Here is a 12,393-nt window from a genome sequence, read left to right on the forward strand (position 1 = left end):
AAAGATTACTTTCTTTTCGAAGATTTCCTAATATAAATCTGCGGTTCCAATATCACCTTTTTCTCAATAGAAATTCCTGAGCTGTTTTCTTTCACTCTTTCCAGGAAAACTTGTCCTGCCATTTTTCCCATCGTAACGGGAGTTTGATCTACAGAGCTTATCGGCAGTTCCATAAATTGTGTGAAAGGTTCATTAGAAAAACCGATAACAGCAACTTCCTGGGGAATTTTAATCTTACGTTTTTTAAGTTCCTGACAAGCGCCTAACGCAGCAAAATCACTCGAAGAAAAAATAGCATCAGGAACAGATTTTTTGTCCCAAAGTGTTTTTATCGCATCAATTCCGGCATCGATAGAACTTCCGGTTGTGATGATATTTTCATCTTTTACAGTTAGTTTATGATCAATTAAAGCCTGCTTGTAACCGTTCAGACGGTTCTGATAGATCTCAAGATTCAGATCACCGGAAAAATGACAGATATTTCTATATCCTTCATTGATTAAATGTTCAGTTGCAATATAACCTCCACGGTAATCGTCGATTGTCACCGTGCTGATTCCCGCGATGTCTTTTTTCCGGTCAAAAAAGATAATCGGAGTGTTGGTTGTATCCAAAATACTCTGAATATGTTCCGTATCTGTTGTCGTTTTTGAAACCGACATGAAAATCCCGTCTACCTGAGCATTCAGTAAAGTATTGAGATGTTTTTTTTCAATATTTACATCTTCATGACTTTGACAGATAATAACATGATAACCATGAGGAGAAAGTTCTTCCTCGATCCCGCGAATCACAGATGAAAAGAAATTTGTATTTACATACGGAACGATAATTCCGACATTTTTTGTTTCTCCGCTCTTTAAAGCTTTAGCAAGATTATTTTGCTTATAATTCATTTCCTTGGCAGTTTTTCGTACCAATTCTTTTGTTGCCTCACTTATTCTGGGATGATCATTTAATGCTCTGGAAACAGTTGCCACACTTACGTTTAGCTTCTTCGAAATATCATAGATTGTGGCACTTTTCTTATTCATACAGGTTTTTCTAAGTGTTTTTATACGTTAAAATAACATACATTATTGACGTAAATTTAATCAAATTATGGCTACTAAAAAGCAAATATTATCTATTTTATACTAGATTGTGGGAGATTAAAATTATATTAAAAACCAAACCTGTTTAAATGGTTGATTTTATTGTAATTAAGTGAAGTTTTACTTAAGATAAAAGTTTGGATTAGCTGGAAATCAAATTAATTTATCTTAAATTTTAGTTTTAAATGATGAAAAAAATAGAAATCTATTTCACCAAAAAAGGACACCGAAAACCGATGTCCTTTATTTAACTAACTATTGATGTAAAAAATATTTACCTTTTCCAAAGTTTTTCAATTTCTTCTAAGGATTTTCCTTTGGTTTCAGGAACCATTTTCCATACGAAGAACAATGATAAAACACTCATTACTCCGTAAAAACCATAAGTAAATGCTCCACTGAATTCCATCATAAACGGATAAGTTGAAGAAATCAAATAATTTGCTGCCCATTGTGCAGCTACAGCCACTGCAATTGCAGATCCTCTGATTTTAGTCGGGAAAAGTTCTGAGATCAAAACCCAGCAGATCGGTCCCCAAGACATCATAAAAGAGGCTGTATAAACAATGATGAAGACCAACGTTGCAATTCCAATAATCTGTAAATAGGAGAAAATGGCAATAGCAAACATTCCAATTGCCATTCCGACGGAGCCTACAATTAATAAAGGTTTCCTTCCCCATTTATCAACCGTGAAAATTGCTACGACCGTGAAAATTACATTCACCAATCCCATCACAACAGTCTGAAACATGGAAGCATCCTTGTGAACTCCCATGCTTTCAAAAATTCTCGGTGCATAATATAAAGCAACATTTATTCCTACAAATTGCTGAAAAACAGAAAGTAAAATTCCAATAATAATGACTGTTTTACCAAAAGCGAAAAGCTCACTTTTATGCTCTGCAACGGTTCCTTTGATTTCACTGAAAATCTGTTGCCCGCGAAGCTGTCCATTAATTTTGGTTAAAATTTTAAGAGCTTCATCATCTTTTTTGATCAGGGTTAAATATCTTGGTGTTTCAGGAACAAAAAATAATAAAACGCCGAATAAAGCGGCAGGAATTGTTAATGATAAAAACATATAACGCCACCCGATATCGTTGATCCATTCTACAGATTTCCCGTCGGCAATTCCCCAGTTTACAAAATAAACGACAAGCATTCCGAAAATAATCGCAAACTGATTCAGAGAAACCAATCTTCCGCGAACTTCAGCCGGAGCAATTTCTCCAATATACATCGGACAAACCGCTGAAGCAAGTCCAACTCCGATTCCGCCGATAATTCTGTAAAAATTAAAAGCCAGCAAAACTCCCATTGAATGTTCGCCTTGTTTAAAGAACAGAAATTCCGGATAAGCCGCTCCCAAAGCGCTGATGAAGAACAAAAAAGCAGCAAGCATCAAAGATCTTTTTCTTCCCAATTTCGTTGAAAAATATCCTGAAACTGCGCCTCCGATGATACAGCCAATCAATGCACTGGAAATCGTGGCTCCATGCGCCAAAGAACTTAATCCTAAAGGAATAATCAGATATTCCTGAATGGATTTTTCAGCTCCGGAAATTACGGCTGTGTCGTATCCAAACAAAAGTCCGCCTAATGTTGCCACTAAAGTTAATACCGTGACGTAGGTCATATTTATCTCCGCCTTTACTCCTGAGGAATATTTCGGACCGGAATCTATTATTTGCATAGTTTCATAGTAGTTTTAATTGTTAAGGTGTTAAATGTTTTGTTGTAAAAGCGCAAAGGCGCAAAGTTTTTTGATTGTTTATAATATTTTAAGGCGAAAGAAACTCCAAGATTTTCGACAAGTTTTGCGTTCTTAAATTTTGTCAAGGACAAAATCCTTGCGCCTTAAATAAAATAATAAGTCTTAAATAAATTGCGCCTTTGCGCTTTTCCAACAAAAAAAATTATAAATATTGATTAATCAAACTTTCCAAATACTCCTGTTTTCCACTTTCTCTGCCAACTTCTCCAAGACCTTCTGCGTGAGAAGCCAAATCAAGTAATGAAAGTTTTCCATCTTCAAAATCTTTTCCTTTTCCGCCATCAAAAGAAGAATATCTGTTGGTTCTGATTTCAGAGTATTTTGATTTTTCTAAAATTGAATCCGCAGCAAGGAAAGCTCTCGCAAAATTGTCCATTCCACTGATGTGAGCGATGAAAATATCTTCTAAATCCGTTGAATTTCTTCTGATTTTAGCATCGAAATTTACACCTCCTCCCTGGAAACCTCCGGCTTGGATAATGACCAACATTGCCTGAGTCATTTCATACAAATCAACAGGGAATTGGTCTGTATCCCATCCGTTTTGGTAATCTCCACGGTTCGCATCGATACTTCCCAAAACGTTGTTGTCGGCTGCAACCTGTAATTCATGTTCAAAAGTATGTTGAGCAAGAGTAGCGTGGTTTACTTCAAGATTTAATTTAAAATCATCCAATAAATCGTACTGACGAAGGAAATTAAGGCAAGTTGCCGCATCAAAATCATATTGATGTTTTGTAGGCTCCATCGGTTTTGGCTCAATGAAGAAAGTTCCTTTGAAACCTTGTGAACGGGCATAATCTTTAGCCAAATGTAAAAATTTAGCCATATGTTCCAACTCACGCTTCATATCTGTATTCAGCAAAGACATGTAACCTTCACGACCGCCCCAGAAAACGTAGTTTTCACCGCCTAATTTAATCGTTGCATCCAAAGCATTTTTTACCTGACCTCCGGCAAACGCCAAAACGTCGAAAGAAGGATTGGTTGCAGCTCCGTTCATAAATCTTGGATTTGAAAAACAGTTGGAAGTTCCCCAAAGTAATTTTACTCCGGATTCAGATTGCTTTTCTTTAGCATAATCTGTAATAAATTCTAATCTTTTTGTAGATTCTTTGAAATTATCGGCTTCGTCAATCAAATCATAATCATGGAAACAGTAGTAAGGAACACCTAATTTTGTGAAAAATTCGAAAGCAGCATCCATTTTTTCGGTTGCTCTTTGTTTGGCATCTGAAGTTGATAACCAATCAAATTGCTGTGTTCCAACGCCGAACGGATCTCCTCCTGTTGCGCAGAACGTATGCCAGTAAGCTGTCGCGAATTTGAAATATTCTTTCATCGTTTTTCCGCGAACCACTTTGTTTTCATCATAAAATTTGAATGCTAAAGGATTATCAGACTCTCTTCCTTCAAACTGTATTTTGTCGATTCCTTTAAAGTATTCTTTGTTTCCTAATGTAATTGCCATTATATTTTTATTTGTTTAAATTTTAGTTGTAATCAATAAAATGCAATCGATTGCATTTCGATTTAGAATTTCCGGATATTTATTTTTTTTTAACCGTTAATATTTGGAAATTCTAAGATTTACTTAACTTTCAATATCAATTATTAATTAAAATTGATGTTTTATTAATAATTGGAAGTCTTTAAATGTAATAATTTTATGTTATATGCAATAAATTTTTTATAATATCTTATTTTGTATGATAAGGGTATGTGTATTTCTTTATTTTATAGAATGTTAATAGCTTTTTTTTGATTTTATTTTTAAGATAATTTTCAAAAAAAACGAATAAAAAAGCAATTTTATTTCCCGAAAAATGTTCCTGAAAAACAATTTTGGTTTTTATATGGTTTATTTAAATAGTTTTGTAATTTTTAAATATGTTTTTTATACCATGAAATCGCAGAGGAAAATATTATATACTTTTTTTATTTTGATATTCTTTTCGGGAAGCCTTTTTTCGCAGAATCAACTTTCTAAGTTTAAAGAGAAAATTGATTTTAATGTATTGGATAATTTTGTGAAGAGGGCAGACAATGATTCTGTTTTTGTAAGTAATTCCAATTCTCAAACGACCGATGATTCTAAAGACTTTTATTTTTATAACAGCAAAACAAAGAAAAAACTATTTCCTTATGGATTTGAAATGGCTTATCCATTTGTAGGAAAAGCGGCTGTTGTGAAGTATAAAAATAGATGGGGATTAATTGATCGAAACGGAGGATTTATTTTTTATTCAGAATTCAATTATCCGATAAAATTAACTTCGTATGAAAAATATGCAGTATTTGATGGTAATGTAAAATATGATGTAAAATACGGAGATTTCCGGGAATCTTCCATTTATTGTGCTATGCCCGCAACTCCCGATTACTTTATCTCAAAAACAAAAAACGGAAAATATAATTTGATTGATAGTAATAGGAAACCAATCTTTAAAACAGAGATGGATTCTATTATTTCAAAACAAGAGTTTATTTATAAGGATAATACAAATCAAAACTTATTGATCTTAAAGAAGAAAAATAAATATGGTCTGTATCTTTCTAATGGAAACGAAATCCTCAAAATAAATTATGAAAAAGCAAAGTTCATAGGAAATTACATTATGCTGTTTGAAAATAATGCATGGAATTATTATACCTATGAAAATAGTAAACTTAATTTAATTCTTTCAACTTCGTTCGAATGTATTACACCTGCTTATCAAACTAAAGTTATTGGAGCATTTAGAAAAGATAACAAATACAATCTGTTAAAAATTAACGGAGAAATTTTACCTGAGAATTTCGATTTTATCAGTGAGAATGCAACTTACGGAGTAAAGAGAAATGCTCTTGTTATTTTCGATTCCGAGGCGAATTATTATACCTATACTGAAAAATAACCTCTACATTTGAGCATGAACAACAGAAATCGCGGAAAAAATACAGGCGACGACACATTATTTTCTTCACAGAAACAGATGGATAAACTGAAATCTGCAGTTCAGGATATGCAATATTTGTTGAGCCGTAATTATGCGGAAAAAACTTCTTCGGAATTGGTTGGAAATCACTATCGATTAAAAACCAGACAAATTCAGGCTTTGCGTGGAGCTTCGGCTTCGGAAAATCAGATTAAGGAGAGGAAATCAAAGGAATTTGAAATTTCAGATCTAAAAAATAAAACAATTTATCTTGATGGTTTTAATATTTTGATTTTACTGGAAAGTTTGCTTTCAGAAGCCTATATTTTTGAAGGTGTTGATGGTTGTTCTCGTGATCTTTCCGGTGTTCATGGAACTTATAAAAGAGTAAATCAGACTTTAACTTCAATTGAATTGGTTGCCTCTTTTTTTCAAAAATCCAATGCTGAAAAATTGATCTGGATCTTCGATAAACCTGTTTCCAACAGTGGAAGAATCAAACAGATTATTTTAGATTTTGTATCGGAAAATAACCTCAATTGGGAAGTCGAACTTGAATTCAATCCCGATAGATTTTTAGTTGAAAATGCAGAAATAATCGTTTCTTCAGACGCATGGATTTTGGATCATTGTAAAAAATGGTTCAATCTTGTCGGATATTTAATTACAGAAGAAAAGCTTTCCGTTAATCTTGTGAAAATGTTCTAACCATGAATTTATTTGAAAGATACATTCCGTTATTTTCTGATGAATGGAAAGAAAAATATCATGCAATTTTAGCTGAAGAGCATTTAAAAAATTTAAATGAAAATATTCAGAAGTTTAAAGATCAGACTTTAGATTTTGATCTACCTTTTTTTAATGAAGAGCTCAAAATCGATCGCGATGAAAGTTTTAACATATTCATTTATATTTTCGAATCTCAAAATTCAGATCAAATTAAAACCAAAAAATTAGAAGAAATTCCTTTTGAACATTGGCTAAATATTTTGGGGCAAAGATTAACCTCAGCAAGTTTACGCAATGAAAATGCTATTCCTCCGTTGAAAAATGTGTTGATTGAAGCTTGTGAAAAACCTTTTAATAATGAAATTACAATCGCACAAAGAGCTTGGGAAAAGCATGTCGGAAGAATGGATGACCAGTTTTGGGGCGAAGTAAAAGGAAATAATCAACAGAAACAGCAAATCGTAATGGAAAAAATTAATTACATTCTGGATCATAAAACATGGTGGAATGTTTTCTTTCATTACAAACACGAATTGGTTTTTGAAGTCAGAGAAAAAGAAGGTCACGGAATTCGTTGGAGCCACGGTGGAAAAAGCCTGATTGGTTTTTTGGAATTTTTCATTAATGAATAAATGAAAACAAATCATTTTAGACTAAATTCTAACCTATAATTTCTAAATTTTAAAAAATATTTTCTCTGCGTAAAAACATTGCGTATTACATTGATAATTTTGTCAGTGTAAAATAAAAGCAATGGAATTTTCTAATCAAAATTTTTCGCAAAACGAATGGGAATCATGTCTTAAGGTTTTAAATGCCTTAAAAGACGAGCCATTTTTGAATCCTGACAATAAAATTTTTTCAGGACTCATTACGAAAATTCATAAGAACGCCAAAAAACAAAATCGTCAGGAAAGTTACGCTGAAATGAAAACGCAAGACTTGGAAATCAATTCCGAATCTGTGTTGATGAAGAAAGCTTTGGCGGGAGTTTCTGCTTTTTACGATGATCAGAAAGACGAAACACAACTTACTAAACTACAAATTCCAAAAAATTGCTACTGTTGTAATCAGAGTTATCAATACGCTCATTCTTTTTATACAAGATTATGCCCGAAGTGTGCAGATGAAAACTACGAAAAACGTTTTTTGTCAACAGATTTAACGGGACGAAATGTAATCTTAACAGGAGGAAGGGTAAAAGTAGGATTTTCAACTGCTTTAAAAGTATTGAGAAACGGAGCCAATTTGGTTTTGACAACCCGTTTTCCTGCTTTGGCTTTGGAAACTTTACAGATGGAAGCGGATTACGAAGACTGGAAAGACAGACTTTGGGTGTATGGTTTAGATCTAAGAAATTTAAAGGAAATTCAGGAATTTATAGATTTTTATAAATCAAATTTTGATGCGCTTGATATTTTGATCAATAACGCAGCACAAACGATTAAATATCCCGATGAATATTACTTGCCGATCATCAAACGTGAAAACGAAATGTTGGTTGAGTTTAAAAACAATCAAAAATTAATTCCAAATCAGACAGCAATTTCTACCGAGATCGGAAAATTGGAATATGCTCAAAATGAAGAAACGAATGTTGCTTTAACACGTTTCGGACAACCTGTTGATAATCGTGATAAAACGAGCTGGAATTCCACTTTGGAAGAAGTTTCGATGTATGAATTGGTTGAAGTAAATTTAATTAATCATATTGCGCCCTATTTTTTGATCAAAGAATTAAAACCTTTAATGAAGAACTCGGCTTTTAAAGAAAAATTTATCGTTAATGTAACGTCTTCGGAAGGTATTTTCAGTTATGACAATAAAACGATGTTTCATCCTCACACAAATATGACAAAAGCTGCTTTGAATATGATGACACTTACTTCTGCAAAAGAATTTGAAAAAGACCAAATCTATATGACTGCTGTTGACGTTGGCTGGATTTCTACAGGTGCGAAGGAAAGTTTAAGAAAGAAACAGTTTGAACAGGGATATATTCCGCCGTTGGATTCTGTGGACGGTGCTGCGAGAATTCTGCATCCGATTGTGGAAGGAATCAATGGAAATTATTACAGTGGAGTTTTATTGAAAAATTATAAAATTAATAACTGGTAAAATATAGAGGAAGCGTTAGTTCAGCAGCGAAGAATGCCGCCTTATCACGGCGGAGGTCGTGGGTTCGAGTCCCACACGCTTTCCAAAATGGAGATAATAGTAATAAAATTGGAAAAATACATTCTGCTAAAATGAGTTGCAGGTTCGATTCCTGCTTATCTCCCAACATAGACACGTTAGCTCAAAGGAAGAGCGCTGACCTTCCAAGTCAGAGGTTACGGGTTCGAGTCCCGTCGTTTCTGAAAGAGCATATCGTCTAATGGAAGGACATCGGCTTATCGCGCCGGAAATATGGGTTCGAATCCTGTTGTGCTCCCAATACAAAGCAAAAGCTGTAGTTTAATATGGAAAAATATATTCCGACCGAATAAGTTATCGGTTCGATCCCGGTCTTCTTTTGCTTTATTAAAAAATAAAATGTCATGTTAAAAAAATTATTGGTTTTTCTAAAAATTGTCGATGAAGTGCAGACTCCTGTTCCACTGCAATGGAAAGAGAGATTTCCTGTGGAAAGAAAGCCGGAAATTAAAAAAGCTGAAATTATAACAAGCGCTGAAATAGTAGCGAAAACACCTGTAAACAATTTAATTAAAGAAAAGGTAGTAAAGGAAAAATCATTAATTCTGATTGAAAGAAAAAGAGGAATCAGCAACAAGAAGAAAATTGAAAACCTATCAGAATTCACAAAAGATTATAAAGAATACTGCCTTGAAAAAACAAGCAATCAGCATATATTGAAGACTCTGAATTATAGAATTTATGACAAAAACGGAGTTACGGAAACTTTTATTATTTCACAGGATGCTTTTATTACACATAATGAACATAAAACATTGCGTATAGAAAGTGAATGTTTTGTAAAATATATCCAACAGGAATATAACCCAATAACAAGAATCATAGAAAATGCATATGACTAACACTTTAAAAAGATGTAAAATATTTTCCGAAAAAGACATATCGGAAGCTATTTTTGATGAGCTTGCATTGATAGAAATTTATGCTAAAAACATGACTTTTGATTTTATTGAAATCAAAGGGGATCTTTTATTGCGTGGCGAAGGCTGCAGTTTTCCGAATCTTGTAAATGTGAGAGGTAATCTTTCCATTGATGCACAAAACTGTTCATTTCCTATATTGAAAATAGTTGAAGGAAATTTTACAATGCACCATCCTGCAATAGTAGATCAGTTGGAAAAAGTAAAAGGCAATTTTAAATGTATTATTGATTTTAGCTTTAAAAATTTAACAGCAATTGGAGGAAGTGTCGAGTTGAAAAAATCTACTGTTTATGCGAAGAATAATGAGCTTATAAAGGGTAGGGTTATCATCCCGATCAATCGTCAGTACGAAGTGGAAAAGCTACCAAAAGATGGAATCTTTAATATAGATATTTTTGGAGATAATATTGTTATTCCGCATCAGGAAATCCGTGGAAGAATCAATATTTTTGGTAAGAATGTTTCTTTCCCTAATCTGGAATTTGTTCATGGCTGGCTCAAGATGGAAAGTAATGATCAATCAACGAATGAATTTACCTATAATTTCCCGGTATTGAAAAAAATGATCGGAAATCTTAGGCTTCAAAAGACCAAAGCATCTTTTCCAAAACTTAAGGAAACCAGCGGAAATATTCATCTGGAAAATGGTTCTTACGCTACTTTTCCGGCTTTGGAAAAATCCGGCGGAATCATGATAAATCATAATTGTGGTGCTTTTTTTCCTATATTAAATGAAGTGGGTGGTAATCTTCAGAATGTTGGTTTTGAAACCTGTTACCTGAATACGCTTCAAAAAGTAAAAGGAACATTTTCTACTTATCAGATCCTTGCCCCGAATATCATTGAAGTAGGAGGAGATTTTGCGATACATACAAAAGCTGATTTTGACCATTTGAAAAGAATCAACGGGAAAATTCAGAGTTCTTCAAAGGTTACTTTAAAATCGCTGGAATATATAGGAAATCTGGATAATATTAATTTGAAAGATTCTCATTTTCCGGCTTTAAAGGAGATTAATCATTATTTCTACGGAACGCACGTGGGTTTGGAACATCTGGCAAAGAATGTTTATTTTAAAATAACAGATAGCCTTTATCTTACGAAAGATAAATTCATTGTGGGAAGAACGCAGTTTAATCATATTATTCATTTGCCACATTATAATCTGAAAAAGCTGGTTTCGATTTTAAAATTAAGACACAGCAGTTTTCAAAATTTTAAAACCCGTGAAGTAGAAAGAGAATGGGATCAGGTAAATTCCCCTCTTTTCGAAAAGATTTTAGATAAAATTGAAAAATTATGGAATAAGGTTGAACCGATAAAATTTGAAGTATTTTTCAGTGATCAAAACCGGAATTTTAAACTTTTCTGTTTTAGTTATTTTGGAGTAGGAAATTTGATGAAAAACCTAAAAGCGGTAAAGATCAATGAAGCGAAAATTGAAGTCAATTATTTTGGATATGATGACAACGGGAATGAATTTTTAACGGAAAAAATGAATCATTATGAAGTTCATCAGGTTGAAAATGAAAAATTGGGAATATTTGTCTGGGGTGGAAGAAATCAGTATTCTTATGCTGTAAAATGCTGGTGCCCCTCTACAGAAAAAGAACATTGGCTGTGGATCGAAGAAGAATATAAAAATAATGCTTTATCGGCGATTGCTTCCACATTCAGGATTCATGAAAACATCATTCCGCATATCAAATGTTTAAAAAGACAGGGAGATTTGCTGATTTGTGAATTGAAGAAAACAATTCCACCAAGAGGAAGTATAAGAGCTTTAACAGCCACAGAATATTTCAGTCTTTTAGAAGTTGAAACATAAAAAACAGAAACAATAGTTTAATTGGAAAAACATTCCACTCAAAGGAAAGTTATGGGTTCGAACCCCATTTGTTTCTATTTAAAATTAAAAATCATGGAAGAATTACAATCAATTTTAAATACAATAATTAAAGAAAAACAAGGATACATCACTTTCCTTACAGGAGCAGGAATTTCTGCGGAGAGCGGACTTCCGACTTACCGTTCGATTGACGGAATCTGGATCAAAGGGACAAAATATCATCGTCCTGAAGAATTTGGAACGTATAAATATTTTAGCCAAAATCAGGAAGAAGTTTGGCAGTACAATCTTTTCTGGAAAAAAATGATTGAAGAAGCAAAACCGAATCCGGGACATTTTGCCATTACGGAAATCGAATCGCTTTTAGGTGAAAGATTTAAATTAATTAGCCAAAACGTAGATGGACTTCACCAAAGAAGCGGAACTCAAAAAGTCTATGAAATCCACGGAAGTAAACAAAAAGTCCGTTGCTCAAAAGAATGCAGCGAACCGATCGATTTTCCTGAAAATATTAAGTTTAAAGAATATACCGAAGACTTAACTCCGGAAGATATCGACAATCTGAAATGCAGAAAATGCGGAAATTGGCTTCGTCCGAATACATTGTGGTTTGATGAAAGCTATAACGAAAAATATTATCATTTCGATACAGCTTATGATATTGCAGATCATACAGATATTTTGTTTGTAGTAGGAACTTCAGGATCAACGACTTTGCCCATCAATATTGTAGAAACTGTAAAAATAAGAGCAAAATGGATCGTACTTATCAATCCTGAAAACGACACTTATTTTGATTATATTTTAAAAGGAAGTAAAACGTTATATTCTGTTCGGGAAAGCAGTTCTGTTGCGCTTCCACAATTAAAAAATATGCTTGAAGAAATTTTAAAATAAAAATATAAAA

At 33.2% G+C, this 12,393-nt stretch carries 10 protein-coding genes and 4 tRNA genes; 11 read left to right on the forward strand and 3 right to left on the reverse strand.

The genetic code is table 11. The features are described from left to right. Nucleotides 1-5 precede the first annotated feature (5 nt). From ABD940_RS13940 to xylA, 3 genes are all read right to left on the reverse strand, one after another. Nucleotides 6-1,034, reverse strand: coding sequence for a LacI family DNA-binding transcriptional regulator (locus ABD940_RS13940; protein ID WP_345205090.1), 1,029 nt, complete (start codon nucleotides 1,032-1,034; stop codon nucleotides 6-8). A gap of 334 nt (nucleotides 1,035-1,368) precedes the next feature. Further along, nucleotides 1,369-2,790: a D-xylose transporter XylE gene (gene xylE / locus ABD940_RS13945; protein WP_345205093.1), complete on the reverse strand. Its 1,422-nt coding sequence runs from the start codon at nucleotides 2,788-2,790 to the stop codon at nucleotides 1,369-1,371. Between the two features lie 223 nt (nucleotides 2,791-3,013). After that, nucleotides 3,014-4,342 (reverse strand): xylose isomerase, encoded by a 1,329-nt coding sequence (gene xylA / locus ABD940_RS13950; protein ID WP_345205095.1) that lies wholly within the window; start codon nucleotides 4,340-4,342, stop codon nucleotides 3,014-3,016. Nucleotides 4,343-4,775: 433 nt separating this feature from the next. Between xylA and ABD940_RS13955 the strand changes: the two genes are divergently transcribed. The 11 genes from ABD940_RS13955 (at nucleotide 4,776) to ABD940_RS14005 (ending at nucleotide 12,383) form a co-directional block, all read left to right on the forward strand. Then, entirely contained in the window at nucleotides 4,776-5,768 is a 993-nt protein-coding gene (locus ABD940_RS13955) for a hypothetical protein (RefSeq protein ID WP_345205098.1), read from the forward strand. Nucleotides 5,769-5,783: 15 nt separating this feature from the next. Further along, entirely contained in the window at nucleotides 5,784-6,497 is a 714-nt protein-coding gene (locus ABD940_RS13960; protein WP_345205100.1) for a DUF434 domain-containing protein, read from the forward strand. A gap of 2 nt (nucleotides 6,498-6,499) precedes the next feature. Further along, nucleotides 6,500-7,150 (forward strand): hypothetical protein, encoded by a 651-nt coding sequence (locus ABD940_RS13965; RefSeq protein WP_345205103.1) that lies wholly within the window; start codon nucleotides 6,500-6,502, stop codon nucleotides 7,148-7,150. 121 nt (nucleotides 7,151-7,271) lie between these two features. Further along, nucleotides 7,272-8,636, forward strand: a complete 1,365-nt coding sequence (locus ABD940_RS13970; RefSeq protein WP_345205105.1) for an SDR family NAD(P)-dependent oxidoreductase — start codon at nucleotides 7,272-7,274, stop codon at nucleotides 8,634-8,636. Nucleotides 8,637-8,645: 9 nt separating this feature from the next. Continuing rightward, nucleotides 8,646-8,719: transfer RNA gene (locus ABD940_RS13975), tRNA-Asp, on the forward strand. An 86-nt stretch (nucleotides 8,720-8,805) separates the two neighbouring features. Then, nucleotides 8,806-8,878, forward strand: a tRNA-Gly gene (locus tag ABD940_RS13980). Between the two features lie 3 nt (nucleotides 8,879-8,881). Next, a tRNA-Asp gene (locus ABD940_RS13985) sits at nucleotides 8,882-8,952 on the forward strand. Nucleotides 8,953-9,058: 106 nt separating this feature from the next. Next, on the forward strand, nucleotides 9,059-9,556 hold the full coding sequence (locus tag ABD940_RS13990; protein ID WP_345205107.1) for a hypothetical protein: 498 nt from the start codon (nucleotides 9,059-9,061) through the stop codon (nucleotides 9,554-9,556). After that, nucleotides 9,549-11,465, forward strand: a complete 1,917-nt coding sequence (locus ABD940_RS13995; protein WP_345205110.1) for a hypothetical protein — start codon at nucleotides 9,549-9,551, stop codon at nucleotides 11,463-11,465. The genes ABD940_RS13990 and ABD940_RS13995 overlap by 8 nt, the downstream gene beginning before the upstream one ends. 6 nt (nucleotides 11,466-11,471) lie before the next feature. Continuing rightward, nucleotides 11,472-11,541 (forward strand) — tRNA-OTHER (locus ABD940_RS14000). A gap of 17 nt (nucleotides 11,542-11,558) precedes the next feature. Next, nucleotides 11,559-12,383 (forward strand): SIR2 family NAD-dependent protein deacylase, encoded by an 825-nt coding sequence (locus tag ABD940_RS14005; RefSeq protein ID WP_345205112.1) that lies wholly within the window; start codon nucleotides 11,559-11,561, stop codon nucleotides 12,381-12,383. Nucleotides 12,384-12,393 lie beyond the last annotated feature (10 nt).

The organism is Chryseobacterium ginsengisoli (assembly GCF_039542325.1).
Lineage (GTDB): Bacteria > Bacteroidota > Bacteroidia > Flavobacteriales > Weeksellaceae > Chryseobacterium > Chryseobacterium ginsengisoli.